This is a genomic window from Streptomyces sp. NPDC048254 (genome assembly GCF_043201895.1).
Lineage (GTDB): Bacteria > Actinomycetota > Actinomycetes > Streptomycetales > Streptomycetaceae > Streptomyces.
Genome location: NZ_JBICZJ010000007.1, coordinates 383625 through 410109 on the forward strand (window position 1 = coordinate 383625; position 26485 = coordinate 410109).

At 71.3% G+C, this 26485-nt stretch carries 25 protein-coding genes; 20 read left to right on the top strand and 5 right to left on the bottom strand.

Annotated elements, in window-relative coordinates:
- Window positions 1–24: 24 nt before the first annotated feature.
- The 8 genes from ACGFZQ_RS22195 to ACGFZQ_RS22230 all read left to right on the top strand — a co-directional run bounded on the left by ACGFZQ_RS22195 (window position 25) and on the right by ACGFZQ_RS22230 (window position 8901).
- The gene (locus tag ACGFZQ_RS22195; protein ID WP_393841734.1) at window positions 25–1131 is read left to right on the top strand and encodes a quinone-dependent dihydroorotate dehydrogenase; all 1107 of its coding nucleotides are present in this window, start codon (window positions 25–27) and stop codon (window positions 1129–1131) included.
- Window positions 1128–1973, top strand: a complete 846-nt coding sequence (gene pyrF / locus ACGFZQ_RS22200; protein WP_382545854.1) for an orotidine-5'-phosphate decarboxylase — start codon at window positions 1128–1130, stop codon at window positions 1971–1973. The genes ACGFZQ_RS22195 and pyrF overlap by 4 nt, the downstream gene beginning before the upstream one ends.
- A gap of 278 nt (window positions 1974–2251) precedes the next feature.
- Window positions 2252–2575, top strand: coding sequence for an integration host factor (locus ACGFZQ_RS22205; protein WP_003977346.1), 324 nt, complete (start codon window positions 2252–2254; stop codon window positions 2573–2575).
- A 60-nt stretch (window positions 2576–2635) separates the two neighbouring features.
- Window positions 2636–3229, top strand: coding sequence for a guanylate kinase (gene gmk / locus ACGFZQ_RS22210; RefSeq protein ID WP_393841735.1), 594 nt, complete (start codon window positions 2636–2638; stop codon window positions 3227–3229).
- A gap of 51 nt (window positions 3230–3280) precedes the next feature.
- Window positions 3281–3553 (top strand): DNA-directed RNA polymerase subunit omega, encoded by a 273-nt coding sequence (gene rpoZ / locus ACGFZQ_RS22215; RefSeq protein ID WP_003982715.1) that lies wholly within the window; start codon window positions 3281–3283, stop codon window positions 3551–3553.
- 139 nt (window positions 3554–3692) lie between these two features.
- Entirely contained in the window at window positions 3693–4898 is a 1206-nt protein-coding gene (coaBC, locus tag ACGFZQ_RS22220; RefSeq protein WP_393841736.1) for a bifunctional phosphopantothenoylcysteine decarboxylase/phosphopantothenate--cysteine ligase CoaBC, read from the top strand.
- A 240-nt stretch (window positions 4899–5138) separates the two neighbouring features.
- On the top strand, window positions 5139–6347 hold the full coding sequence (metK, locus tag ACGFZQ_RS22225; RefSeq protein ID WP_351735611.1) for a methionine adenosyltransferase: 1209 nt from the start codon (window positions 5139–5141) through the stop codon (window positions 6345–6347).
- A 406-nt stretch (window positions 6348–6753) separates the two neighbouring features.
- Complete coding sequence (locus tag ACGFZQ_RS22230; protein WP_393841737.1) at window positions 6754–8901, top strand: primosomal protein N'; 2148 nt, start codon at window positions 6754–6756, stop codon at window positions 8899–8901.
- Window positions 8902–9048: 147 nt separating this feature from the next.
- Here ACGFZQ_RS22230 and ACGFZQ_RS22235 read toward each other — a convergent pair whose 3' ends face one another.
- Window positions 9049–9597 (bottom strand): hypothetical protein, encoded by a 549-nt coding sequence (locus tag ACGFZQ_RS22235; RefSeq protein WP_351735607.1) that lies wholly within the window; start codon window positions 9595–9597, stop codon window positions 9049–9051.
- A gap of 638 nt (window positions 9598–10235) precedes the next feature.
- Between ACGFZQ_RS22235 and fmt the strand changes: the two genes are divergently transcribed.
- The 4 genes from fmt to ACGFZQ_RS22255 all read left to right on the top strand — a co-directional run bounded on the left by fmt (window position 10236) and on the right by ACGFZQ_RS22255 (window position 14784).
- Complete coding sequence (fmt, locus tag ACGFZQ_RS22240) at window positions 10236–11168, top strand: methionyl-tRNA formyltransferase (protein WP_393841738.1); 933 nt, start codon at window positions 10236–10238, stop codon at window positions 11166–11168.
- An 84-nt stretch (window positions 11169–11252) separates the two neighbouring features.
- Window positions 11253–12671: a transcription antitermination factor NusB gene (locus ACGFZQ_RS22245; RefSeq protein ID WP_351735603.1), complete on the top strand. Its 1419-nt coding sequence runs from the start codon at window positions 11253–11255 to the stop codon at window positions 12669–12671.
- A 304-nt stretch (window positions 12672–12975) separates the two neighbouring features.
- Window positions 12976–13662: a ribulose-phosphate 3-epimerase gene (rpe, locus tag ACGFZQ_RS22250; RefSeq protein WP_351735601.1), complete on the top strand. Its 687-nt coding sequence runs from the start codon at window positions 12976–12978 to the stop codon at window positions 13660–13662.
- 78 nt (window positions 13663–13740) lie between these two features.
- The gene (locus tag ACGFZQ_RS22255) at window positions 13741–14784 is read left to right on the top strand and encodes a sugar-binding domain-containing protein (RefSeq protein WP_351735599.1); all 1044 of its coding nucleotides are present in this window, start codon (window positions 13741–13743) and stop codon (window positions 14782–14784) included.
- A 6-nt stretch (window positions 14785–14790) separates the two neighbouring features.
- Here the strand turns inward: ACGFZQ_RS22255 and ACGFZQ_RS22260 are convergent, their stop codons facing one another.
- The 3 genes from ACGFZQ_RS22260 to ACGFZQ_RS22270 all read right to left on the bottom strand — a co-directional run bounded on the left by ACGFZQ_RS22260 (window position 14791) and on the right by ACGFZQ_RS22270 (window position 17012).
- Window positions 14791–14997, bottom strand: a complete 207-nt coding sequence (locus tag ACGFZQ_RS22260) for a hypothetical protein (RefSeq protein WP_393841739.1) — start codon at window positions 14995–14997, stop codon at window positions 14791–14793.
- Window positions 14998–15051: 54 nt separating this feature from the next.
- Window positions 15052–15654, bottom strand: coding sequence for a TetR/AcrR family transcriptional regulator (locus ACGFZQ_RS22265; protein ID WP_351735595.1), 603 nt, complete (start codon window positions 15652–15654; stop codon window positions 15052–15054).
- A gap of 62 nt (window positions 15655–15716) precedes the next feature.
- Window positions 15717–17012: an MFS transporter gene (locus tag ACGFZQ_RS22270; RefSeq protein ID WP_393841740.1), complete on the bottom strand. Its 1296-nt coding sequence runs from the start codon at window positions 17010–17012 to the stop codon at window positions 15717–15719.
- A 306-nt stretch (window positions 17013–17318) separates the two neighbouring features.
- On the opposite strand from ACGFZQ_RS22270, the gene ACGFZQ_RS22275 reads away from it, so the two are divergent.
- The 5 genes from ACGFZQ_RS22275 (at window position 17319) to ACGFZQ_RS22295 (ending at window position 22523) form a co-directional block, all read left to right on the top strand.
- The gene (locus ACGFZQ_RS22275) at window positions 17319–18269 is read left to right on the top strand and encodes a Dyp-type peroxidase (RefSeq protein WP_393841741.1); all 951 of its coding nucleotides are present in this window, start codon (window positions 17319–17321) and stop codon (window positions 18267–18269) included.
- A gap of 81 nt (window positions 18270–18350) precedes the next feature.
- Window positions 18351–18662, top strand: coding sequence for a barstar family protein (locus ACGFZQ_RS22280; RefSeq protein ID WP_393841742.1), 312 nt, complete (start codon window positions 18351–18353; stop codon window positions 18660–18662).
- Between the two features lie 266 nt (window positions 18663–18928).
- Window positions 18929–20371 (top strand): GuaB1 family IMP dehydrogenase-related protein, encoded by a 1443-nt coding sequence (locus ACGFZQ_RS22285; protein ID WP_393841743.1) that lies wholly within the window; start codon window positions 18929–18931, stop codon window positions 20369–20371.
- 236 nt (window positions 20372–20607) lie between these two features.
- Window positions 20608–22062, top strand: coding sequence for an amino acid permease (locus tag ACGFZQ_RS22290; protein ID WP_351707087.1), 1455 nt, complete (start codon window positions 20608–20610; stop codon window positions 22060–22062).
- Window positions 22063–22070: 8 nt separating this feature from the next.
- Complete coding sequence (locus ACGFZQ_RS22295) at window positions 22071–22523, top strand: Lrp/AsnC family transcriptional regulator (protein WP_046726552.1); 453 nt, start codon at window positions 22071–22073, stop codon at window positions 22521–22523.
- A gap of 124 nt (window positions 22524–22647) precedes the next feature.
- Here ACGFZQ_RS22295 and ACGFZQ_RS22300 read toward each other — a convergent pair whose 3' ends face one another.
- Window positions 22648–23388: a GntR family transcriptional regulator gene (locus ACGFZQ_RS22300; protein WP_393841744.1), complete on the bottom strand. Its 741-nt coding sequence runs from the start codon at window positions 23386–23388 to the stop codon at window positions 22648–22650.
- Between the two features lie 235 nt (window positions 23389–23623).
- Here ACGFZQ_RS22300 and ACGFZQ_RS22305 point away from each other — a divergent pair, with 235 nt between their 5' ends.
- Genes ACGFZQ_RS22305 through ACGFZQ_RS22315 form a run of 3 tightly spaced genes read left to right on the top strand, consistent with a single transcriptional unit; the run spans window position 23624 to window position 26483 of the window.
- Window positions 23624–24784 carry an ABC transporter substrate-binding protein gene (locus tag ACGFZQ_RS22305; RefSeq protein ID WP_393841745.1) on the top strand — a complete coding sequence of 387 codons (1161 nt, stop codon included), beginning with the start codon at window positions 23624–23626 and terminating at the stop codon, window positions 24782–24784.
- Entirely contained in the window at window positions 24781–25680 is a 900-nt protein-coding gene (locus ACGFZQ_RS22310) for an ABC transporter permease subunit (protein WP_351735581.1), read from the top strand. Before ACGFZQ_RS22305 ends, ACGFZQ_RS22310 begins: the two co-directional genes overlap by 4 nt.
- Window positions 25665–26483, top strand: coding sequence for an ABC transporter permease (locus ACGFZQ_RS22315; RefSeq protein ID WP_393841746.1), 819 nt, complete (start codon window positions 25665–25667; stop codon window positions 26481–26483). The genes ACGFZQ_RS22310 and ACGFZQ_RS22315 overlap by 16 nt, the downstream gene beginning before the upstream one ends.
- The last annotated feature ends 2 nt before the right edge of the window (window positions 26484–26485 follow it).

Below are 26485 nucleotides of genomic sequence, written 5' to 3' on the forward strand. Positions count from 1 at the left end.
TGTCCCCCTTTGCATGAGGACTCCATGTACAAGATCTTCTTCAACCTCGTTTTCAAGCGGATGGACCCGGAACAGGCCCACCACCTCGCCTTCCGGTGGATCCGGCTCGCCGCTCGCATCCCCGTGCTGCGTACCTTCGTCGCGGCCGCTCTGGCTCCCCGCTACAAGGAACTGCGCACCGAGGCCTTCGGGCTGCGGATGCACGGGCCCTTCGGGCTGGCCGCGGGGTTCGACAAGAACGCCGTCGCGATCGACGGCATGTCGATGCTCGGGTTCGATCACGTCGAGATCGGGACCGTGACCGGTGAGGCGCAGCCCGGTAATCCCAGGAAGCGGCTGTTCCGGCTCGTCGCCGACCGGGCGCTGATCAACCGGATGGGGTTCAACAACGACGGATCGCTGACCGTCGCCGCGCGGCTGGCGACCCGTGAGCCCGTCTTCAGGACCGTCGTGGGCGTCAACATCGGCAAGACCAAGGTCGTACCGGAAGCCCAGGCGGTCCGCGACTACGTGAAGTCCGCCGAGCGGCTCGCGCCGTACGCCGACTACCTGGTCGTGAACGTGTCGTCGCCGAACACGCCGGGCCTGCGCAACCTCCAGGCCGTCGACCATCTGCGTCCGCTCCTCACGGCCGTGCGCGAGGCCGCCGACCGTGTGGCGGCGAACCGCCGGGTGCCGCTGCTGGTGAAGATCGCGCCGGACCTCGCCGACGAGGACGTCGACGCGGTCGCCGACCTGGCCGTCGAGCTGGGGCTCGACGGGATCATCGCGACCAACACCACCATCGCGCGGGAGGGCCTCGGGCTCCGCTCCGACGCTGAGCTGGTGAAGGAGACCGGGGGGCTCTCCGGGGCGCCGCTGAAGGCGCGGTCCCTGGAGGTGCTGCGGCGGCTGTACGCGCGCGTGGGCGGCCGGATCACCCTGGTCGGTGTCGGCGGCGTCGAGAACGCCGAGGACGCCTGGCAGCGCATCCTGGCCGGTGCCACGCTGGTCCAGGGCTACAGCGCCTTCATCTACGAGGGGCCGTTCTGGGCCCACGCCATTCACAAGGGGCTCGCGGCTCGCCTGCGCACCAGCCCGTACGCCACGCTCGCCGACGCGGTCGGCGCCGATGTGAGGAAGGCCGTATGAGCCCGTTGGAGCCCTTCGGCGCGCGGCTGCGCCGTGTGATGGACGAGCGCGGTCCGCTGTGCGTCGGTATCGACCCGCATGCCTCGCTGCTCTCCGAGTGGGGTCTGAACGACGACGTGGCAGGGCTTGAGCGGTTCAGCCGTACCGTGGTGGAGGCGGTGGCCGACCGGGTCGCGGTCATGAAGCCGCAGAGCGCGTTCTTCGAGCGGTTCGGCTCGCGTGGGGTGGCCGTCCTCGAGCGGGTGGTGCGGGAGGCACGGGACGCCGGGACGCTGGTCGTCATGGACGCCAAGCGCGGCGACATCGGCTCCACCATGGCCGGGTACGCGGAGGCCTACCTGAGCAAGGACGCGCCGCTGTTCTCGGACGCCCTGACCGTCTCGCCCTATCTCGGCTACGGCTCGCTCAGTCCGGCCGTGGCGCTGGCGAGGGAGAGCGGCGCCGGCCTGTTCGTGCTGGCCCTGACCTCGAACCCGGAGGGCCCCGAGGTGCAGCACGCGGTGCGCGGCGACGGCCGGACGGTCGGCGCGACCATGCTGGCCCACCTGGCCGCCGAGAACGCGGGGGAGGAGCCGCTGGGCTCCTTCGGCGCCGTCGTGGGCGCCACGGTCGGCGACCTGTCGTCGTACGACCTCGACATCAACGGCCCGCTGCTCGCGCCGGGCGTCGGGGCGCAGGGGGCGACGGCCGCCGACCTGCCCACGGTCTTCGGGGCGGCGGTGCGCAACGTGGTTCCAAACGTGAGCCGAGGTGTTTTGCGTCACGGTCCCGACGTCGGGGCTCTGCGGGCGGCCGCGGAGCGGTTCGCGGGCGAGATCCGGGACGTCGTCGCAGGTCGGTGAGGACTCCGATGAGTGATCCGGGAGCGCTTCGGCGGGTGTTCGGGCGACGGGTTCAGCGTGAATACATTCTCAAATCCTGGGCAGTATGTCTGAAATGTCTGGCCTGACGGAGGCTGACCAGGACTTTTCCGCTGTTCTCGCTGACTCCGGCGGACTTGCCCGCTAGTCTCCGAGCAGAGTCAACGGGCAAGCGTGTTGCTCGTAGCTCCCCAGGTGTGGGCCGACTAGGTTCCTCACCGGTCCGTATCCGACAGTTCGACATCCGAGGTGACGTAGGCGTGGCTCTTCCGCCCCTTACCCCTGAACAGCGCGCAGCCGCGCTCGAAAAGGCCGCCGCGGCTCGCCGGGAGCGGGCCGAGGTCAAGAATCGACTCAAGCACTCCGGCGCCTCTCTCCACGAGGTCATCAAGCAGGGCCAGGAAAACGACGTCATCGGCAAGATGAAGGTCTCCGCCCTGCTCGAGTCCCTGCCGGGCGTGGGCAAGGTCCGCGCCAAGCAGATCATGGAGCGACTCGGGATCTCCGAGAGCCGCCGAGTGCGTGGCCTCGGTTCCAACCAGATCGCGTCTCTGGAGCGCGAGTTCGGCAGCACCGGCTCCTGATCACCGGGCCGTCCGGGACACCCGTCCCGGGCAACCTGCGATTGCTGGAATAATCGCTGCATGGCTGCAACATTCCGGGGGACGACCCCCGAGCCCCCGGACGTACGTCCGCGGCTGACCGTGCTCTCCGGCCCTTCCGGGGTCGGCAAGAGCACGGTCGTCGCGCATATGCGCAAGGAGCACCCCGAGGTCTGGCTCTCGGTGTCGGCGACCACCCGCAGGCCCCGCCCGGGCGAGAAGCACGGAGTGCAGTACTTCTTCGTCTCCGACGAGGAGATGGACAAGCTCATCGCCAACGGCGAACTCCTGGAGTGGGCCGAGTTCGCGGGCAACCGCTACGGCACCCCGCGGCAGGCGGTGCTGGAGCACCTGGAGTCCGGCGTGCCGGTCCTGCTGGAGATCGACCTCCAGGGCGCCCGGCAGGTCCGCGAGTCCATGCCGGAGGGCCGACTGGTGTTCCTGGCTCCGCCTTCCTGGGACGAGCTGGTGCGCAGGCTCACCGGACGGGGCACCGAGCCGCCCGAGGTGATCGAGCGCCGTCTGGACGCGGCCAGGATCGAACTGGCGGCGGAGCCGGAGTTCGACGAGACGCTGGTCAACACCTCCGTCGAGGACGTGGCGCGCGAGCTGCTAGCCTTGATGGACGTTGTGTGATCGTCTCCGATCATTCAGACTGAATCTTTCCCATCCATCGGAAGGCAGAGCGTGTCCTCTTCCATCACCGCGCCCGAGGGCATCATCAACCCTCCGATCGACGAGCTCCTCGAGGCCACCGACTCGAAGTACAGCCTCGTGATCTACGCGGCCAAGCGTGCCCGCCAGATCAACGCGTACTACTCGCAGCTCGGCGAGGGTCTCCTTGAGTACGTCGGTCCGCTCGTCGACACCCACGTCCACGAGAAGCCGCTCTCCATCGCCCTGCGCGAGATCAACGCGGGTCTGCTGACCTCCGAGGCCGTCGAAGGCCCGGCGCAGTAGCAGTGCAGTAGTGCTGCAGTAGTACTTTCGTATTGCAGTTGACTTATCCACAGGCCCGGCAGCCGACTGTCGGGCCTGTGGTGTGTGATGGAGTCGTGCGCCGGAGCCGGTGCACGGGAGCCGAGTGCGGGGAGAGACGGTGGACAAGCCGAAGGTCGTGCTGGGGGTCAGCGGTGGCATCGCCGCCTACAAGGCCTGCGAGCTGCTGAGAAGGTTCACCGAGTCGGGCCATGACGTCCGGGTCGTGCCCACCGCCTCCGCGCTGCACTTCGTCGGCGCCGCCACCTGGTCCGCCCTCTCCGGCAACCCGGTCTCCACCGAGGTCTGGGACCACGTCGAAGAGGTTCCGCACGTCCGGATCGGCCAGCACGCCGACCTGGTCGTGGTCGCCCCCGCCACCGCCGACATACTCGCCAAGGCGGCCCACGGCCTCGCCGACGACCTGCTCACCAACACCCTCCTCACGGCCCGCTGCCCGGTCGTCTTCGCCCCCGCGATGCACACCGAGATGTGGGAGCACCCGGCCACCCAGGAGAACGTGGCGACGCTGCGCCGCCGCGGCGCCGTCGTCATCGAACCGGCGGTCGGCCGTCTCACCGGGGTCGACACGGGCAAGGGCCGCTTCCCCGACCCGGCGGAGATCTTCGAGGACTGCCGTCGCATCCTGGCGCGCGGAGCGCGGGAGCCCGACCTGACGGGCCGCCATGTCGTCGTCTCCGCCGGCGGTACCCGCGAGCCCCTCGATCCCGTCCGCTTCCTCGGCAACCGCTCCTCCGGCAAGCAGGGGCACGCCCTCGCCCGCACGGCCGCCGCGCGGGGCGCCCGGGTGACCCTGGTCGCGGCCAACACCACGGGCCTGCCCGACCCGGCCGGCGTGGACGTCGTCCCGGTCGGGACGGCCGTACAGCTGCGGGAGGCGGTGCTGAAGGCGGCCGCCGACGCCGACGCCGTGGTCATGGCCGCCGCCGTCGCCGACTTCCGCCCCGCGGTCTACGCGGCCGGGAAGATCAAGAAGAAGGACGGCCAGGACCCCGAGCCGATCGTCCTGGTGCGGAATCCGGACATCCTCGCGGAGATCTCGGCCGACCGGGCGCGGCCCGGACAGGTGATCGTCGGCTTCGCCGCCGAGACCGACGACGTCCTCGCCAACGGCCGGACCAAGCTGGCGCGCAAGGGCTGCGACCTGCTCGTGGTGAACGAGGTGGGGGAGCGCAAGACCTTCGGCTCCGAGGAGAACGAGGCCGTGGTGCTGGGGGCCGACGGCAGTGAGACGCCTGTGCCGCACGGGCCCAAGGAGGCGCTCGCCGACATCGTGTGGGATCTGGTGGCGGCCCGTTTGGGTTAACTTTTTTCAGCCGTATGTCAACTTTCCCGGACGTCACATTGGGGTGCGGTGGCTCTGGTCAACGCCGCCGCCCATTGGGCAGAATGCCTGTGCCGCAGGTCACAGCACTCCCGAGTGTCGAGACAGGTGGGCCGGCGGCGGAGTGCGACCGATAAACTGTTCTCGGACGACGCACAGGTGCAGCCCACCGTGTCGTCCGCCAATGATCAGCCAGCAGCCGCTGCAACCCCAGGGAGCGTTGTGTCCCGTCGCCTGTTCACCTCGGAGTCCGTGACCGAGGGTCACCCCGACAAGATCGCTGACCAGATCAGCGACACCATTCTCGACGCGCTTCTGCGCGAGGACCCGACCTCCCGGGTCGCCGTCGAGACGCTGATCACCACCGGCCTGGTGCATGTGGCCGGCGAGGTCACGACCAAGACGTACGCGGACATCGCGACGCTGGTCCGCAACAAGATCCTCGAGATCGGCTACGACTCCTCGAAGAAGGGCTTCGACGGCGCCTCTTGTGGCGTCTCGGTGTCGATCGGCGCGCAGTCCCCGGACATCGCACAGGGCGTGGACACCGCGTACGAGAACCGGGTCGAGGGCGACGAGGACGAGCTCGACAAGCAGGGCGCCGGCGACCAGGGCCTGATGTTCGGCTACGCGACGGACGAGACGCCGACCCTGATGCCGCTGCCGATCTTCCTGGCGCACCGCCTGTCGAAGCGCCTGTCCGAGGTCCGCAAGAACGGCACCATCCCCTACCTGCGCCCGGACGGCAAGACGCAGGTCACCATCGAGTACGACGGCGACAAGGCCGTCCGCCTCGACACGGTCGTCGTCTCCAGCCAGCACGCCTCGGACATCGACCTGGAGTCGCTGCTCGCCCCCGACATCCGCGAGTTCGTCGTGGAGCCGGAGCTGAAGGCCCTGCTGGACGAGGGCATCAAGCTCGACACCGAGGGCTACCGCCTCCTGGTCAACCCGACCGGCCGCTTCGAGATCGGCGGCCCGATGGGTGACGCCGGCCTGACCGGCCGCAAGATCATCATCGACACCTACGGCGGTATGGCCCGCCACGGCGGCGGTGCCTTCTCCGGCAAGGACCCGTCCAAGGTCGACCGTTCCGCCGCCTACGCCATGCGCTGGGTCGCCAAGAACGTCGTCGCGGCCGGCCTGGCATCCCGCTGCGAGGTCCAGGTGGCCTACGCGATCGGCAAGGCCGAGCCCGTCGGTCTCTTCGTCGAGACCTTCGGCACGGCCAAGATCGACCACGAGAAGATCGAGAAGGCCATCGACGAGGTCTTCGACCTGCGTCCGGCCGCCATCATCCGCGACCTCGACCTGCTCCGCCCGATCTACGCCCAGACCGCCGCGTACGGTCACTTCGGCCGCGAGCTCCCCGAGTTCACCTGGGAGAAGACGGACCGCGTGGACGCCCTGCGCAAGGCCGCGGGCCTGTAACCCCGGAGCCACCTCGACGAAGGCCCGGTTGCCCTTCGGGGGAGCCGGGCCTTCGCCATGCCTTGGGGTCGCGGAAATCGGCTGGCCGCGGAGACGGGGTGATCAGTACGCTGGCGCCGTCCCGGTGCGATGGCTGCGGTTACTTCCGTGGAGTGCGCCCATGGGTGCGCGGTGAAGCTGGTGTGTTTCGACCGTGGCCGGGCTGATCTCGGGAGACCGGCGCCGCCCGGTGTGCAGGCCTCGGATACTTTCTTCGGGGTGATCCCCCCGCAGGTTCGAATCCTGCTGCCGGTTTCCGGACCGGTATGGCCGAGTGGCCCAGGCAGAGAAGCGCCGTGTGGCGGTCCGCGGTCGGAATGATCTCGGGCGGCGTCGGTTGTCAGTGGCGTTTGGTAAGAATGCAAGCGTGAGCAGCGAGAACGGGCAGGGGGGCGGGGGCGCCGAAGGGGCGCCGCCGGAGCAGCTCGCGCTCATTCGGGAGAGCGTGCGGGGGGCCAAGGTGCCCCGGGCCAAGCCGCGGACCTGGCGGGGGGCCGAGCTGGCCGAGCGGCTGCCGGTCGCCCGGGTGCTCGTGGACAAGGGTGTGCTGCATCTCGACCGGTACTTCGACTACGCCGTCCCGGCCGAGCTGGACGCCGACGCACAGCCGGGGGTGCGGGTGCGGGTGCGGTTCGGAGCCGGCCGGCACCGGGTCCGGGACGGGCGCCGAGAGGGCGGGGGGCTCATCGACGGGTTCCTCGTGGAGCGGCTCGCCGAGTCCGAGTACTCGGGGCCGCTGGCCGCGCTGGCCCAGGTGGTGTCTCCCGAGCCGGTGCTGAGCGAGGAACTGCTGCGGCTCGCGCGAGCCGTCGCCGACCGGTACGCGGGGAGCCTCGCGGACGTGTTGCAGCTGGCCGTGCCGCCGCGCAGCGCGCGGGCCGAGAAGCGGACCTCGCCCGAGCCGTTGCCGCCCCCGCCGGTGCCCGACGCCGGATCCTGGACGCGGTACGAGCACGGGGCGGCTTTCGTCGAGTCGCTGGCCTCCGGCGGCGCGCCGCGTGCCGTGTGGAACGCCCTGCCGGGGCCCCGGTGGAGCGAGGAGATCGCCCGGGCCGTCGCCGCCACGCTCGCCTCGGGACGCGGCGCGCTCGTCGTCGTACCGGACGGACGGGCCGCCGCACGGGTCGATGCCGCGCTGACCGATGTGCTGGGCGAAGGGCGGCATGCGCTGCTCACGGCCGACGCCGGGCCCGAGAAGCGGTACGCGCAGTGGCTCGCCGTCAGCCGCGGCTCGGTGCGGGCGGTGGTGGGGACGCGGGCCGCCATGTTCGCGCCGGTACGGGACCTCGGGCTCGTCGCGATCTGGGACGACGGCGACGACAGCCACAGCGAGCAGCACGCCCCGCAGCCGCATGCCCGGGATGTCCTGCTGCTGCGTGCCGCGCTGGACAAGTGCGCCTTTCTGCTGGGGAGTTGGAGCTGCACGGTGGAGGCCGCACAGCTCGTGGAGAACGGCTGGGCGCGGCCCCTGGTGGCGGGGCGGGAACAGGTGCGTCGGTCCGCGCCGCTGGTGCGGACGGTCGGGGACGGGGACCTCGCGCGGGACGAGGCCGCGCGGGCCGCGCGGCTGCCGACGCTCGCCTGGCAGGCGGTACGGGACGGTCTGCGGCACGGGCCGGTGCTGGTGCAGGTGCCCCGGCGGGGGTATGTGCCGCGGATGGCCTGCGCCCAGTGCCGGGCGCCGGCGCGCTGCCGGCACTGCGCCGGTCCGTTGGAGGCGCGGGACGCCGGGGCGCTGGGGTGCGGGTGGTGCGGGCGTGAGGAGAGGGACTGGCACTGCCCCGAGTGCGGCGGCTTCCGGCTGCGCGCCCAGGTGGTCGGGGCCCGGCGGACCGCCGAGGAGCTGGGGCGGGCGTTTCCCGCCGTACCCGTACGGACCTCGGGACGCGAGCATGTGCTGGACACCGTCCCGGGAGCCCCCGCGCTGGTCGTGAGCACACCCGGCGCCGAGCCGGTCGCCGAGGGCGGCTATGCGGCGGCGCTGCTGCTGGACGGCTGGGCGATGCTCGGGCGGCCCGACCTGCGCGCCGGTGAGGATGCGCTGCGCCGCTGGATCGCGGCCGGGGCGCTGGTGCGGCCGCAGGAAGAGGGCGGCACCGTGGTCGTCGTCGCGGAGCCTACGCTGCGGCCCGTGCAGGCGCTGGTGCGCTGGGATCCCGTCGGGCACGCGGTGCGGGAACTCGCCGAGCGCGCCGAGCTGGGGTTTCCGCCGGTGTCGCGGATGGCGGCGGTGTCGGGGCCGGCGGAGGCGCTCGCGGAGTTCCTCGCCACGGTCGAACTGCCGCCGGACGCGGAGGTGTTGGGGCCGGTTCCGGTGCCCGTGGTGCGCGCCGGGGCGCCTCGGCGGGCGGGGGCGCCGCCGCCCGGGGAGCACTGGGAGCGGGCGCTGGTACGGGTGCCACCGGGGAGCGGTGCCGCGCTGGCTGCCGCGTTGAAGACGGCTCAGGCCGCGCGGATGGCACGGGGGAGCGGGGAGGCCGTACGGGTGCGGGTCGATCCGCCGGACATCGGCTAGCGGGGGGATGGGGGATGGGGGATGGGGGATACGGGGGAGGGGGAAGAGAAGGGAGAGGTGGCTGGGCAGACGGCTGCCCTCCCGGGTGTTTGCCGGGAGGGCAGAGGGCGGGCGGGTCAGCCCCTTGAGGTCAGCCGTTGTGCTGGGTCAGCCGTTGCGCGGGCCAGGGAAGGCTGTTGGCCTCGCCTCGTCGCGGAGGGTGGGGCTGCCCGCGGTCGGCTGGGTCGGCATGGAACGGGCGGCGGGGACCGTGGGTACCGTGGGCAGGCCGACGCCCATGTTGAGCGTGCGGGTGCCGGCCGACTCGGTCGGTCGTTCGGTCTCGGCGGCCGGTGTCGGCTGGGCCGTGGCGCGTCGGGCGCCGTAACGGCGGTGCACCGCCTGCTTGGTGACCCCGAGGGCGGAGCCCACCGCGTCCCACGAGAAGCCGAGTGAGCGGTCGAAGTCCACGGCGGCCGTGACCAGGGTTTCGACACTGTCCCGGAGTTCCTGGGCGAGGCGGACCGTCGGGGCGGGGGCGCGTCCGTAGACGACGAAGCCCGTGGACGGGCCGGAGCGGCGCGGGCGGTAGACGTTGCCCAACTGGGCGGTGAGCGTGCGCAGTGCGTCCACCTGGCGGCGGACCCGCTCGATGTCCCGCACCAACAAGTGCAGGCTGGCCCGGGCCTGGGCGTCGTGGGTTGCGTGGTCGGCCATGAACAAGCCTCTCGAACCGGCGTTGAAAGGAATGGGCCGCGTATGCGGCCCGTTGTGGTCAACTCTTTCTTGACCAACGCGTGGGCGCTCCGCTGGTCACGGTGTGGGGGCGTATGGGCATATGCGTACGCCGGGTTTTCCCGCCCGCGCACCGGCCGTTCGGTCGGCAGAGAGGCTGAGCGACCCGTGGGGGTGTACGCCGTCGGCGGATTGCGGGTTGTTGATTGCGGGTCGGGCGTCGCGGGTGGTGGGTCGGGCGTCGCGGGTCGCGGATCGTGGATGGTGGGCCGCGGACGGCGGACGGCGGGGTCGCGGATCGCGGGTGGTGGGTGGTGGATCGCGGGCGGGGGTCGGGATAGCGGTTCGTAGGCCGTACTCCGAGACCGCGGTCTGTAGTTCGCGGTCTGTAGTTCGCGGTCTGTAGTTCGCGGTCTGTAGTTCGCGGTTCGCGGTTCGCGGTCCGCGCTTGGCGGTTCGTGGTCTGCGGTGTGTGGGCTGCGGGGTCGCGAGGCTGCGGGGCTGTGGGGCTGTGGGGCTGTGGGGCTGTGGGGCTGTGGTTTGTGGGTGGGGGTTTTGGGTTGCGGCATAGACTTGTGCGTTGCCCGTGTTCGTCGTGTCCGAGAGGCCCTCAGTCGCCCATGAAGCTTGTCTTCGCCGGTACCCCCGAAGTCGCCGTTCCCGCTCTGGACGCTCTCATCGCCTCCGGGCGGCATGAGGTGGCCGCCGTGGTCACGCGGCCCGACGCGCCGGCCGGGCGGGGCCGCAGGCTGGTCGCTTCGCCTGTGGCCGAGCGGGCGATGGAGGCCGGGATCGAGGTGCTGAGGCCGCAGAAGCCGCGCGATCCGGAGTTTCTGGAGCGGCTGAAGGCCATCGCGCCGGACTGCTGCCCGGTGGTCGCCTACGGTGCGCTGCTGCCGCGGGTCGCCCTCGACGTGCCGGCCCACGGGTGGGTCAATCTGCACTTCTCGCTGCTTCCCGCGTGGCGCGGCGCGGCGCCCGTCCAGCACTCCATCATGGCGGGCGACGAGATCACGGGCGCGTCCACCTTCCTGATCGAGGAGGGCCTCGACTCCGGGCCCGTCTACGGGACCGTCACCGAGGAGATCCGGCCCACCGACACCAGCGGTGATCTGCTGACCCGGCTCGCGTTCGCCGGGTCCGGGCTGCTCGCCGCGACCATGGACGGCATCGAGGACGGCGCCCTCAAGGCCGTACCGCAGCCGGCCGACGGCATCACCCTCGCCCCGAAGATCACCGTCGAGGACGCGAAGGTCGACTGGTCGGCGCCCGCGCTGCGGGTCGACCGGGTGGTGCGCGGCTGCACTCCCGCCCCCGGTGCCTGGACCACCTTCCGCGGTGAGCGGCTCAAGCTGATCCAGGTCACCCCGGTGCCCGAGCGGACCGATCTCGCCCCGGCCCAGATCGCGATCGGGAAGAACAGCGCGCACGTGGGGACGGGGTCGTACGCCGTGGAACTGCTCTGGGTCCAGGCCCAGGGCAAGAAGCCGATGCGGGCGGCCGACTGGGCGCGTGGCGTGCGCATCGGCGCCGGGGAGACCCTCGGCGACTGAGCCTGCCCCTCTCAACAGCGGCTTTCCGGTGCGCGCGGCGTACGCTGGGAGTCGCATCACTCCCATACCCGGAGCACCTTTTTCGTGAGCCAGCAGTCCAGGGGGCCGCGTCGGCCCGCCAAGCCCTACCGCCGTCCCCAGAAGGACCCCGTCCGTCTCCTCGCCTTCGAAGCGCTGCGCGCCGTGGACGAGCGGGACGCCTACGCCAACCTCGTGCTGCCGCCGTTGCTGCGCAAGGCGCGGGAGAAAGGCGACTTCGACGGGAGGGACGCGGCCCTCGCGACCGAGCTGGTGTACGGGACGCTGCGCCGGCAGGGGACGTACGACGCGATCATCGCCCAGTGCGTCGACCGGCCGCTGCGCGAGGTCGACCCGCCGGTGCTGGACGTGCTGAGCCTGGGCGCGCACCAGCTGCTCGGCACGCGGATCCCGTCGCACGCCGCCGTGTCCGCCTCCGTCGAGCTGGCCCGGGTGGTGCTGGGCGACGGGCGGGCCAAGTTCGTCAACGCGGTGCTGCGCAAGGTCGCGCAGGACGATCTCGACGGCTGGCTCGCGAAGGTCGCGCCGCCCTACGACCAGGACCCCGAGGACCATCTCGCCGTCGTGCACTCGCACCCGCGGTGGGTCGTCTCCGCGCTCTGGGACTCGCTGGGCGGGGGCCGTGCCGGGATCGAGGAACTGCTGGCCGCCGACAACGAACGGCCCGAGGTGACGCTGGTCGCCCGGCCTGGGCGGGCCACCGCCGAGGAACTGCTCGACGAGGACGCGGCCGTGCCGGGGCGCTGGTCGCCGTACGCGGTGCGGCTCAGCGAGGGCGGGGAGCCCGGCGCCATCGAGGCCGTGCGGGAGGGCCGGGCCGGGGTGCAGGACGAGGGCAGCCAGCTGGTGGCCCTCGCACTCGCCAACGTGCCGCTCGACGGCCCGGACCGGACCTGGCTGGACGGCTGCGCCGGGCCCGGCGGCAAGGCCGCGCTGCTCGCCGCGCTCGCCGCGGAGCGCGGGGCCGTGCTGCTCGCTTCGGAGAAGCAGCCGCACCGGGCCGGCCTGGTGGAGAAGGCGCTGCACGGCAATCCGGGGCCGTACCAGGTCATCACCGCCGACGGCACGCGGCCGCCGTGGCGTCCCGGCACCTTCGACCGGGTCCTGATGGACGTCCCCTGCACGGGCCTGGGCGCGCTGCGCCGCCGCCCGGAGGCGCGGTGGCGGCGCCGCCCCGAGGACCTCGACAACTTCGCCCCGCTGCAGCGTGCGCTGCTGCGGACCGCGATCGACTCGGTGCGGGTGGGCGGGGTCGTCGGGTATGCCACGTGCTCGCCGCATCTCGCGGAGACGCGGGCGGTGGTCCAGGACGTGTTGAAGCAGCGGCCGGAGACCGAGCTCGTGGATGCGCGTCCGTTGCTGCCGGGGGTGCCGGAGCTGGGCGAGGGGCCCGATGTGCAGCTGTGGCCGCACCTGCACGGCACGGACGCGATGTATCTGGCGCTGATCCGGAGGACTGGCTGAGGCGGGGGTGGGGACCGCTCACCGGCGCTGGCAGGGTGCCTCCCCCAGAGGGGGCACCCCCAGCGCCCACCCGTGCCGCCTGGGGGCACCTCCCAGGCCCTTAAGGCACTGGGGGAGGCACGATTTGCCCGCAGCTATGTGGCTGACGCGACTGCAGCGCCCCGTAGGGGGCGCGGGGCTCCGTCGATTTGCGGCTCCGCCGCGTGGGCGCGAGCAACCCCCACCCACCCGCACGGGATCCACAACCGCACTCACCCCCGAACCCCACTCGGCCCACCCCGTCAGGGCATGGCACGCTTGGGGCATGGCCGCGCAGATCAACCCCAGCATCCTGTCCGCCGACTTCGCCCGCCTCGCGGACGAGGCGAAGGCGGTCGAGGGCGCCGACTGGCTCCACGTCGACGTCATGGACAACCACTTCGTCCCGAACCTCACGCTCGGCGTGCCGGTCGTAGAGTCCCTGGCCCGGGCCACGGACACCCCGCTGGACTGCCATCTGATGATCGAGGCCCCCGACCGCTGGGCACCCCAGTACGTCGAAGCGGGTGCTTCCTCCGTCACCTTCCACGTGGAGGCGGCGGCCGCCCCGGTGCGGCTCGCCCGCGAGATCCGCGCCAAGGGTGCTCGCGCCTCCATGGCGCTCAAGCCCGCGACGCCCATCGAACCGTACGAGGACCTGCTCCCCGAGCTGGACATGCTGCTCATCATGACGGTGGAGCCGGGCTTCGGCGGCCAGGCGTTTCTCGACATCATGCTGCCGAAGATCCGCCGCACCCGGGAGTTGATCAGCAAGCACGGACTGGAGCTGTGGCTCCAGGTGGACGGTGGAGTTTCGGCGTCGACGATCGAGCGGTGCGCGGACGCCGGAGCCGACGTTTTTGTGGCAGGTTCGGCGGTGTACGGGGCAAACGACCCGGCAGCGGCGGTACGTGCACTACGCACCCAGGCCGAGGCGGCCACAGCCGCCGCGTCCTGGGCGTGCGACCACTGAGGTACGGGAACGTGAACGGCTCCGATCAGGGCTGATCGACTGCGCCGGATCTGCAAGGATGAACGGCGTATCCAGAGTGTGAACAGCAGTGAGGAGATGACCGTGTCGGGTATGTCGGCGGGCCGGTCAGCCATGCGGATGGGACCCGCTGAGCTGGTGCAGGCGGCGGCCATGGCCCGCCGCTTCTACCTTGAGGGCAAGTCCAAGATCCAGATCGCTGAGGAGTTCGGCGTCAGCCGCTTCAAAGTGGCCCGGGTACTGGAGACTGCCCTCGAAAGGGATCTCGTACGCATCGAGATCCGTGTGCCGGCCGAACTGGACGCCGAGCGCTCCGACGCGCTCCGCGCCCGGTACGGCCTGCGGCACGCCGTCGTGGTCGAGTCCCCGGCCGAGGCGGAGGAGACCCCCGACCCCGAGAACCTCGGTGAGGTCGCCGCCGACCTGCTCGGCGAGCTCGTCAACGAGGGCGATGTGCTCGGTCTCGCCTGGGGCCGGTCCACCATCCACATGGCGGCGGCGCTCGACCGGCTGCCCCCGTGCACGGTGGTGCAGCTGACGGGCGTGTACGACGCCGGGACCTCCGAGCGCGGTTCGGTCGAGGCGGTCCGGCGTGCCGCGCAGGTGTCGGGCGGCGACGCCCACCCCATCTACGCGCCGATGCTGCTGCCGGACGCGGCCACCGCGGCCGCGCTGCGCAACCAGACCGGCATCGCCCGGGCCTTCGAGTACTTCGACAAGGTCACGGTCGCCTGTGTCTCCATCGGCTCCTGGGAGCGCGGCATCTCGACGGTGCACGACATGCTCAGCGACGAGGAGCGTGCGCACTACGCCACGCTCGGTGTCGCCGCCGAGATGGCCGCGCACCTCTTCGACGCCGACGGCCGCCGGGTCGGACGCGACCTGGGGGAACGATGCATCACGGTCAAGGCCGACCAGCTGCGCCGTATCCCCGAGGTCGTCGCGATCGCGGGCGGGCAGCGCAAGGCGGCCGCCATCGACGCGGTGCTGAGGTCGGGGCTGGTCACCAGCCTCGTCACCGACACCTCGGCCGCCGACTATCTGATGACGGCGGGGCCGACGCCCAAGCCGACGCTGAACCGTTCCGACCCCGACGGTTCCTGACGGGGATCACGGCAACGCCGCGGCGGCGTCGATGACAACGCTGCCGCGGCGCTGCTGCCCGTGCACGGGTCGGGCGCCGGTCGTGAGCGCCATCCGGAAGCGGGCGCGGATCCCGTGCAGCGCGGCGAAGGCGAGGGTGTCCTCTACGTCCATGACGTCGCCGCTCGGATGGCCGTGCACGGTACGGGAGTTGGTGATGAGCCAGGACGGCACTCGCGCCGAGCGTCAGGCGCCGAGCGTCAGGCGCCGAGCCCCAGGAACCGAGCGTCAGGAAACGGGCTCTGACGAGCGGGTGGTCAGCGCCGCGTCGATCAGGACCGCGGCCGCCTGCCGGGCGACCGCACCCGCCGACGGGTCGCGGTCCATCCGCGCGGACACGCCGCCCCCGTCGTACAGCAGGTGGAGCTGGCGGGCGAGGCCCTCGGGATCCGGGGCGCCGGCCTCCCCGGCGAGGTCGGTGAACAGGGCCCGGACCCAGGCGCGGTAGGTGTCGGAGACCTCTTCGATGGCGCTGCCCTGCTTGGCCTCCGCGCTGGCCGCCAGGAAGGCGCACCCGTGGTAGCCCTGCTCGGCGAAGAGCGTGGCCTGCGCGTCGAACACGGCCAGCAGACGCTCCCGCGGATCATCGGTGCCGTCGACGGCGCGCAGCAGCCGGGCGGACACCCTGGCGTACCGGGAGTCGAGGTAGGCGCGGATGAGCTGTTCCTTGCCACCGAAGGTGTTGTACAGCGAGGCCTTGGCGACCCCGGCGCGCTCGATGATCCGGTCGATCCCGACCGTCTGCACGCCCTCCGCGTAGAACAACTCGTTCGCGGCCGAGAGCAGCCGCTCCCGGGCCGTGGGAGCCTTGGCACTCAACGTCTTCGTCATGCCACTCACCACTCACCTTCTCGACTCTTCCACTCTACGACTGACCAGACCGGTCTACTCAGTCACCGGGACGCCACGTCGGCGCGCTCGGCTTCTCGGGCCTCGATGGCGGGCGAGCCTCCCGAGGCCACCAGCACCCCGGGTGCGCTCTGCGACGCGCCGCGCAGCAGCAGGGCGGCGAGGGCCAGCAGCGCCAGGGCGATGACCACCGCGCCGTACTCCTCGGAGGTCGGGACCAGTCCGCCGCCGTGCACCACCAGCGTTCCGGCGATGACGGAGGGGACGCCCATGCCGAGGTAGGCGACGACGAACAGCAGGGACAGCACGCCCGAGCTCTCGTGCGGCTTGGTCAGCGGCAGCACGGTGCGGATGCCGCCCTGGAAGCCGCTGCCGAAGCCGAAGCCGGCGACGGCCGTACCGACGAAGAACAGCACCGGTGCGCTCCGGTCGACGGCCAGCAGCGTGACGGCGACGCCGGCGACCAGCGCGCCGATGCCGGTGTACATCACGGTCGTCGCCCGGGTGTTGCGCAGCACGAGGACGGAGACGGCCGCGACGAACGCGAGGACGAAGAGGCCGAGGCCGCCGTAGACGGCCGAGTCGGAGCCGACCAGGGTACGGACCAGGGCGGGGCCGAGGGAGCCGTAGAACCCGGCGAGCGCCCAGACGGCGAAGATGACCGGGGCCGCGGCGAGGGCGGCGCCGCGGACCGTGCGCGGGAGCCTGATCTCGGGCACCAGGGTGGCCAGGGCGCCGGGCGCACGGGAGACGGTCTCGTCGATCAGGGCGATGGCGACGGCCTGGGCCACGAACACACCGAGCAGGCCGAGGTAGATCGTGTGGGTCGGGGCGGGCAGGTACTGCACGACGAAACCGCTGACCAGGGCGCCTGTCGCGGTGCCCACGCCGGGGGCGAACGCGTTGGCCACGGTGCCCCGGGAGCGGTTGATGTCCATCATGGCGGCGCCGACCGCACCGAGCGCGGCGCCGGTGGAGAGGCCCTGCACGACCCGGGCGACGAGCAGTTCGCCGACCCCTCCGGCGGTGGAGAACAGCACCATCGCGACGGCCTGGGCGGCGATCGCGGCGATCAGGACGGGGCGGCGGCCGACGTGGTCGGACAGCTTGCCGAGGACCAGCAGGCCGGAGAGCACGGCGATCGCGTAGATGCCGAAGACCACGGTGGTGGTGATCGGGCTGAAGCCCCATTCGGCCTGGTAGGACGCATAGAGCGGAGTGGGCGCGCTGGAGGCGGCGAGGAAGGAGACGACGATCGAGGCGAGCAAGTAGAACGCCGCGCGCGGCGGGATGGGCTTGCTCGACGGCTTGGTTCGCTCGTGCGGTGCGAGGTGGTTCATCGGGAGATCCTTCGCGGGGGCGGGGCCGGAGGTCGTCGGTTCACGGACGCTTGAGTGGGTAGACCGGTCTGTCTACATGACCTGGCAACCCCATAGACAGGTCTGTCTATTCCGGTGGAGCGAAAAAATCTTCGAGCGAGCGGAGCGGCGGGTCTCACCGGGCTGGAACGCCGTGAACGCACTCCGGGAGCCGATCTCGACGTTGTCGCATGGAGCGTCTGCGTCGACGGAGCGCCGCCGACCCCGATTATGTGTACGGGCGCATGTGTACGACAGGCCGAGCGCCGATCGCATCGGGAGGACGCGGTGAGCACTGACCAGCCCGCAGGGGAAGCCGAACCACAGCCCGTGCTGGGCCCGTTGACCACCGCGGCGATCTTCCTGGTGGTCAACGTCCGTCCCGGGCGCGAGGAGCGGGTACGGGAGGTGCTGGGCGATCTGAGCTCGCTGCGGCGCAGTTTCGGGTTCGGCGCCCCGGAGGCCGCTCTGAGCTGTGTCGCGGGGATCGGCTCCGACGCCTGGGACCGGCTCTTCGACCACCCGCGTCCGGCCGGACTGCATCCCTTCCGGCCCCTGGAAGGCTCCCGGCACACCGCGGTCGCCACCCCCGGTGACGTCCTCTTCCACATCCGGGCCGGCCGCTTCGACCTCTGCTTCGGGCTCGCCGCCGAGATCATGCACCGGCTGCGGGACGCGGTCACCGTCGAGGACGAGGTGCAGGGCTTCAAGTACCTCGACGCCCGCGACCTGCTGGGCTTCGTCGACGGCACCGAGAACCCGGTCGGCGCCGCCGCCCGCAGGGCCGTCCTGATCGGCGCCGAGGACCCCGCACACGCCGGCGGCAGCTATGTGGTCGTGCAGAAGTACCTGCACGACCTGGACGCCTGGAACGCGCTGCCGGTCGAGACGCAGGAGCGGATCATCGGCCGTACCAAGGCCACCAACATCGAGCTGGAGGAGCCGGGCTCGCACGTCGACCTGAACACCGTCACCGGACCGGACGGCGAGGAGCAGGACATCCTGCGCGACAACATGCCCTTCGGCAGCCCGGGCCGGGGTGAGTTCGGCACCTACTTCATCGGGTACGCCCGTACTCCGGACGTCATCGAGCGCATGCTGCGCAACATGTTCCTCGGCACGCAGGACGCCGCCCACGACCGGATCCTCGACTTCTCGACGGCGGTCACCGGCACGCTCTTCCATGTGCCGTCCGGGGACTTCCTCGACGACCTGCCCGCGGCACCCGGGAAGGCATGACGCCGGTGCGCATTGTCACCGGCGCACCGGTGGGATCTACTACACCGGTGATCCCTACAACCCCTCCCTGGCGGTGCTGAGATGACGACGAGTCCGCATCTGGTGACCCTCGACCTGGCCGGCGTCGCGGACAAGGCCGGTCTCATGGACCGCACCGCCGCCGCCCTGAGCCTGCCCGACTGGTTCGGCCGCAACTGGGACGCCCTCGCCGACAGCCTCCGCGACCCCTCGGTCTGGCCGCCGGAGGCGGTCGACCGCGGGCTCCTCCTCGTCGTCACCGGCTGGCAGGGCTACGCGGGGACCCGGCCGGACGAGTGGAAGACCGCCCAGGACGTGTTCGCCCACGCGGCCGCCGGCGAACCGGGACTGACGGTGGCGCTCGCCCTCGGCTGACCCGAGAAGACGTGCGCACCGCGAGAAGGCGTGCGCACCGCGAGAAGGCGTGCGCACCGCGAGAAGGCGTGCGCACCGCGAGAAGGCGTGCGCACCGCGAGAAGGCGTGCGCACCGCCCTTGGAGGTTCCTCCCAAGCGCCTCTGACCTGCCTGGATGTTCGTCCCGGGCACCGCATACCGGTCGCCATGGGACAATGAAGTACGTGCTCTTCCCCTTGGCCGGCCGGTCCGGGGGTCACCTCTGATCGACCGGGATGTGCGGCACGTGCGTTTCCTCAATGACATCCAGCCCGCGTACGACCTGACGTACGACGACGTCTTCATGGTGCCGAGCCGTTCCGCGGTCGGCTCGCGTCAGGGCGTGGACCTCGACTCGCCGGACGGCACGGGCACCACCATCCCGCTGGTCGTCGCGAACATGACCGCGATCGCGGGCCGGCGGATGGCCGAGACGGTGGCCCGGCGCGGCGGACTCGTCGTGATCCCGCAGGACATCCCGATCGACGTGGTCACCGACGTCATCACCTGGGTGAAGAGCCGCCACCTGGTGCTGGACACCCCGATCGTGCTCGCCCCGCACCAGACGGTCGCCGACGCGCTGGCCCTGCTGCCCAAGCGCGCGCACAACGCGGGGGTCGTCGTCGACGAGGACGGCCGCCCCGTCGGTGTCGTCACCGACCGGGACCTGAACGGTGTCGACCGCTTCACCCAGCTGGCCGAGGTCATGTCCCGCGACCTGCTGCTGCTCGACGCGGAGATCGACCCGCGCGAGGCGTTCAACAAGCTGGACGCGGCCAACCGCCGCTACGCCCCGGCCGTCGACCGGGACGGCAAGCTCGCCGGCATCCTCACCCGCAAGGGCGCCCTGCGGGCCACCCTGTACACCCCGGCCACCGACGCGCAGGGCAGGCTGCGGATCGCCGCCGCCGTCGGGATCAACGGGGACTTCGCGGACAAGGCCAAGCAACTGCTCGACGCGGGCGTCGACACGCTCGTCATCGACACCGCGCACGGCCACCAGGAGTCGATGATCAGCGCGATCAAGCTGGTCCGCGGCCTCGACCCGCAGGTTCCGATCGCGGCCGGCAACATCGTCTCCGCCGAGGGCGTCAAGGACCTCGTCGACGCGGGCGCGGACATCGTCAAGGTCGGTGTGGGTCCCGGCGCCATGTGCACCACCCGCATGATGACCGGCGTCGGCCGGCCGCAGTTCTCGGCGGTCCTGGAGTGCGCCGCGGAGGCGAAGAAGTACGGCAAGCACGTCTGGGCCGACGGGGGTGTCCGGCACCCGCGGGACGTCGCCATGGCGCTGGCCGCGGGCGCGTCCAACGTGATGGTCGGCTCCTGGTTCGCCGGCACGTACGAGTCGCCGGGCGACCTCCAGCAGGCCGCCGACGGCCGGCTGTACAAGGAGTCCTTCGGCATGGCCTCGGCACGTGCGGTGCGCAACCGTACGTCCGACGAGTCGGCCTACGACCGGGCCCGCAAGGCGCTCTTCGAGGAGGGCATCTCGACGTCCCGGATGTTCCTCGACCCGGCCCGGCCGGGTGTGGAGGACCTGATCGACTCGATCATCGCGGGCGTGCGGTCGTCGTGCACCTATGCCGGTGCGGGGTCCCTGGAGGAGTTCGCCGAGAAGGCGATCGTGGGGATCCAGAGTGCGGCGGGCTACGCGGAGGGCAAGCCACTGCACGCCAGCTGGAGCTAGGCGCCCTTGTCCCTGAAGGGTGCGTTGCATCTGGGGTGCAATGAATGTGCGCCCTGTGACCACACACGCAACGATCTTGCGTGTACGAGCAAGGTTGCTGCATTACGCCCGTGAAGGGTCGGCTCATAGGGTCGTGCGCTGTACGTGGCGTGGTCGGGACCCCGCTCGGTGGGGCCCTGCGGGATGGGCGCCGCCGGTTCCGGCCGCCCTCAACCGCAGCGACGAAGGAGCCGCGCGTGCTCGACCAAGGCGCACCCCCACGAACCGACGCCTCCCCCTCCGTCGGTGCCCGGCTGATGCGGCGCAAGCCCGTCGAGCGGCTGGTCGCCGAGGGCGGGCAGGGTGAGGGAGGCACGCTCCGGCGTTCCCTCGGGCTCTGGCAGCTGACGATGATCAGCATCGGCGCCACCCTCGGCACCGGCATCTTCGTGGTCCTCGGCGAGGCCGTCCCCAAGGCCGGCCCGGCCGTCACCCTCTCCTTCGTGATCGCCGGGCTGACCGCGCTCTTCTCGGCGCTCTCCTACGCCGAGCTGGCGGGCACCATCCCGGTCGCCGGCTCCTCGTACTCCTACGCATACGCGACGATGGGCGAGCTGATCGCCTGGGTCTGCGGCTGGTGCCTGCTCCTGGAGTACGGCGTCTCGGTCGCCGCGGTCGCGGTCGGCTGGGGCGAGTACCTCAACGAGCTGCTCGCCGGGACCGTCGGCGTCACGCTCCCGAAGGCCCTGTCCGCGCCACCCGGCGTCGACGGCGGTGTCTTCAACCTGCCCGCCCTGATCGTCGTCCTCCTCGCGATGGTGTTCCTGCTCGGCGGCGCCAAGGAGTCGGCACGCGCCAACACGATCATGGTGTGTGTGAAGATCGCCGCGCTGGTGCTGTTCTGCGCCATCGGCTTCATGGGCTTCAGGTCCGGCAACTACGCGCACTTCATGCCGCTGGGCATGGCCGGTGTCAGCGCGGCCGGCGCGACGCTGTTCTTCTCGTACATCGGCTTCGACGCCGCCTCCACCGCCGGCGAGGAGGCCAAGAACGCGCAGCGCGACCTGCCCCGGGCCATCATGCTGTCGCTGGTCATCGTGACGGCGCTGTACGTCCTCGTCGCGGCCGTCGCCGTCGGTGCGAAGCCCTGGCGGCAGTTCGACGACTCCGAGGCCGCCCTCGCCCAGATCATGCGGGACGTGACCGGCCAGAGCTTCTGGGGCACCCTGCTGGCCGCCTGCGCGGTCGTCGCCATCGCCAGCGTCGTCCTGACCGTGCTCTACGGCCAGACCCGCATCCTCTTCGCGATGTCCCGGGACGGTCTGGTGCCCAAGGTGTTCGCCAAGGTCCACCCGAAGACCGGTGCGCCCCGGGCCAACACCGTGATCGTCTCCGTCTTCTGCGGGGTCCTCGCCGCCGCGATCCCGCTGGGGCAGCTGGCCGACGCCACCAGCATCGGCACGCTGTTCGCCTTCGGCCTGGTGAACATCGCGGTGGTGGTGCTGCGCCGGACGCGTCCCGCGATGCCGCGCACCTTCCGTGTGCCGCTGTCCCCGCTGCTGCCCGCGCTGGGCTTCGGATTCTGCGTCTGGATGATGGGCAGCCTCTCGGCCGTCACCTGGGTGGTCTTCGGTGCCTGGCTGGCGGTCGGGCTCGTGTTCTACTTCCTGTACGGCTATCGCCGGTCCCGTCTTGCAACACCTGAAAGCTGAACGACCCCTTGCTGAACGATCTCGACGAACGCATCGTGCACGCCCTCGCCGAGGACGCCCGCCGCTCCTACGCGGACATCGGGCAGCTGGTCGGCCTGTCCGCGCCCGCCGTCAAACGGCGGGTGGACCGGCTGCGCGCCACCGGAGCGATCACTGGTTTCACCGTGCGGGTCGATCCGGCGGCCCTCGGCTGGGAGACGGAGGGGTTCGTCGAGATCTACTGCCGGCGCAACACCTCTCCGGAGACGATCCAGCGGGGGCTGGAGCGGTATCAGGAGGTGGTGGCCGCGTCCACGGTCACCGGTGAGGCCGATGCGGTCGTGCAGGTCTTCGCGTCGGACATGCGGCACTTCGAGAGGGTGCTGGAGCGGATCGCGGGGGAGCCGTTCGTGGAGCGCACGAAGTCGGTGTTGGTGCTGTCGCCGCTGCTGAGGAGGTTCTCCTCGGGGGCGCCGGGGTGAGTGCGGGACTGAGCTCGGGGGGTGCGGTTGTGTTGTCGGGTGCGGGTGGTTCGTGGCTGATCGCGCAGTTCCCCGCGCCCCTGACAGCAACCCGCACCCGGCGACACACCCGCACCCCCGCCCCCTATTCCGCGGTCATCCGCGCCAGCGCGTTGCTGCCGATGGAGTTGTGCACGCTGAAGCTCACCGCGTCCGACCGGTACCGGTCGTCCGACCACTCCACCGGGCGTCCCTCCCGTGTCGTCGTCACCCGCCGCACCCGCAGCAGCGGGCTCGACCGGCGCACCCCCAGCAGCTCGGCGTCCCGTGCGCCGCAGGCGACCGCGTCGATGACGTGCTCGCCGTACGCGAAGACCAACCCCGTGTCCTCGTAGAGGCGTTGGGTCACCGACGGGCACTCCGGCTCTATCGCCGCCACCGCCGGGGAGATCCAGTCCGCGTACACCGTGCGCTCCAGCAACACCGGTTCGCCGTCCAGGCCGCGTACCCGGAGCACGTGCAACACCGGTGTGCCGACGTCGAGTTGGAGGCGGACGGCGTCCTCCTGGGTGGCGGGGCGGTGTTCCTGGGACACCACGTGTCCGGTCGCCTCGCGGCCCATCGACCTCGCCCACTGGGCGAAACTGCGCAGCTCCGCGAAGCTCTGGCTGCGGCGGCTGGCCAGCACCACCCGGCGGGCGCCCTGACGGGAGCCGATCAGCCCCTCGGAGGTGAGCGCGGCGACGGCCTGACGGACGGTGCCGCGGGACACGCCGTACTGCGCCGCCAGCTCCGTCTCCGCGGGCAGCCGGCTGCCGACGGTGTACTCCTCACGGTCGATGGCGCGCCGCAGCTCGTCGGCGATCTCCTCGTGTCGCGCCGCCATGCTTCCCCTCTGAGTAGACCGCTGTGCACAGTGTGACCAGCCTAATCGACGTTCCGGGTGATTCGTGTCAGCCCGGGACCGGCCAGGAATGTGCAGGGAATTGGGGTCCAGGATTTTTCCGGAGTTCACAGTCCCGACACCCACGCCGGGCGTACTGTGAGCCAACTTGTTCAGACAAGTTCGCCCGGCGCCGGCCACAGCGCCGCCCACCCTCGTGTGTACTCCTGGAGAGACCGTGACCGTGTCCCTGCCGAGAACCGCCCTCCTCGGCGGCTCCCTCGCCGCCGTAGCCGCGCTCGCCCTGAGCGCCTGCGGCGCCGCCCCCGACAACACGTCGTCCACCACCTCCGACGGCAAGAACGCCGCCACCGCCACCTCCGCCGCCGACCTCGGCGGCATGGACAAGCTGGTCGCCGCCGCCAAGAAGGAGGGCACGCTGCACATCATCGCGGTGCCCCGCGACTGGGCGAACTACGGCGCCATCATCGACGGTTTCAAGAAGAAGTACGGCATCAAGATCGAGGACGAGAGCCCCGACGGCTCCAGCCAGGACGAGATCACCGCCGTGACCTCGCGCAAGGGCCAGGACCGGGCGCCGGACGTCCTCGACCTCGGTTCCTCCTTCGCGCTCAGCGCGGCCCAGCAGGGGCTGCTCGCGCCGTACAAGGTGACGTCGTACTCCGACATCCCCGAGGGCCAGAAGGACCCGCAGGCCCGCTGGTACAACGACTACGGCGGCTACATCTCCATCGGCTGCGACGCCAAGCGCGTCAAGACCTGCCCGACCACCTTCGCCGACCTGCTCAAGCCGCAGTACAAGGGCCAGGTCGCCCTCAACGGCAACCCGACCAAGTCCGGTTCGGCGTTCGGCGGCGTCTACGCCGCCGCGCTCGCCAACAAGGGCTCCTTCGACGACATCCAGCCCGGCCTCGACTTCTTCGCCAAGCTGAAGAAGAACGGCAACTACACGCCGGTCGAGTCCACCCCGGCCACCGTCGAGAAGGGCGAGACGCCCATCTCGATCGACTGGGACTACCTGAACGCCGGGTACGCCGACGAGTTCAAGTCCAAGGGCGTGGACTGGAAGGTCACCATCCCGACCGACGGCCAGTACGCCCAGTACTACTCGCAGGCCATCAACAAGGACGCCCCGCACCCGGCGGCCGCCCGCCTGTGGCAGGAGTACCTGTACAGCACCGAGGGCCAGAACCTGTGGCTCAAGGGCTACGCCCGCCCGGTCCTGATGAGCTCCCTGGACAAGGCCGGCACGCTGGACAAGACCGCCGCCGCCAAGCTGCCCGCGGTCACCGGCACGCCGTCCTTCCCGACCGAGGCCCAGCAGGACAAGGCCAAGACGGTCCTCGCGACGGGCTGGTCGAAGGCCGTCTCCGGATGACGGCCACGCTCACGCGCGCCGACGTGGCGTCCGCCGCTTCCCAGAAGCGGCGGCGCCGCGCCCCCGGCTGGCTGGCCGTCGTCCCGCTCCTCGCCTTCACGGCCGTCGCCTTCGGGCTGCCGGCCGTGGCCATGCTGAACGGCGCCTTCACGGTCAAGGACCCGGCCAGCGGGGTGAGTTCGTACACCGCGCGGAATCTCAGCGACTCCCTCCAGGGGCCGTACCTCACCGCCCTCGTCGGCAGCATCAAGCTGTCCGCGCTCTCCGCCCTCATCGCCGCCGTCCTCGGGCTGCCGCTCGCGCAGGCCGTCGTCAGCTCGCGGTCCCGGGCGCTGCGCGAGGCCGTGCTCACCGCCTCCGGTGTGCTCGCCAACTTCGGCGGCGTGCCGCTGGCCTTCGCGTTCGTGGCGACCCTGGGCAACGCCGGTGTGCTGACCGTGCACCTGCACCTCGCGGACCACGGCTGGAACCTCTACAGCTTCTGGGGCCTGGTCCTCGTCTACCTCTACTTCCTGATCCCGCTGATGGTCCTCACCATCACCCCGGCCCTGGACGGACTGCGGGCCCAGTGGCGGGAGGCCGCGCTGAACAACGGCGCGACCGGTGTGCAGTACTGGCGGTTCGTGGCCCTGCCGGTGCTCGCGCCCTCGCTGCTCGGCGGGCTCGTGCTGCTCTTCGGCAGCGCCTTCGCCGCCTACGCCACCGCCGCCGCGATGGTCGGCAGCGCGGTCCCGCTGGTCACCCTGCAGATCGCCGACGCCATCTCGGGCAACGTCCTGGTCGGCCAGGAGAACGTGGCCCTCGCCCTGAGCCTCGACATGGTGCTGGTGGCGGGCGTGGTGATGGCCGTGTACCTGCCCCTGCAACGACGGAGTGCCCGATGGCTCGACGCCTGACCCCCTGGCGCTGGGCCGTCCTCGGCCTGGCCGCCCTGTACTTCCTGGTCCCGCTGGGCGCCTCGGTCGTCTTCACGGTCGACGTGCCCGGCCAGGGCGTCACCTTCGACGCCTACTCCCAGATCCTGTCCGCCGACGGCTTCCTCTCCAGCCTGGTCCTCTCGCTGGAGCTGGCGGTCGCCACCATCGCCGTCGTGCTGCTGCTGATGGTGCCGGCCGTGGTCGCCCTGCGGCTGAGCGCGCCCAAGCTCCGGCCCGTGGTCGAGATCGTCTGCTCGCTGCCGCTGGTGGTGCCGCCGATCGCGTTCGTCGCCGGGATCGCGAGCGTGCTGAAGTGGGGGCCGGACTACCTGTCACGGACCCCGCTGTTCGAGACGTTCGTCGCCATCCAGAACCCGACCTTCCCGGTCGTCCTGGTCCTCGCGTACGTCGTGATGGCGCTGCCGTTCGTGTACCGGGCGCTGGACGCCGGACTGCGCGCGATCGACGTGCGCACCCTCGTCGAGGCCGCCCGCAGTTGCGGGGCTTCATGGCCGCAGGCCCTGGTCCGGGCCGTCCTGCCCAATCTGCGCGGGGCACTGCTCAACGCGGCCTTCCTCACCCTGGCGCTGGTGCTCGGCGAGTTCACCGTCGCCCGGCTGCTCGGCTTCCAGCCCTTCGCCGTGTGGATCTACAACGTCGGCGGCTCGCAGGCCCAGATGTCCGTCGCCGTGTCCGTGCTCAGTCTCCTGGTGACCTGGGCCCTGCTCCTCGCGCTCGCCGGTGCCGGCGGCCGTGACCGTACCGCTTCCTCCCGGGGATGAAC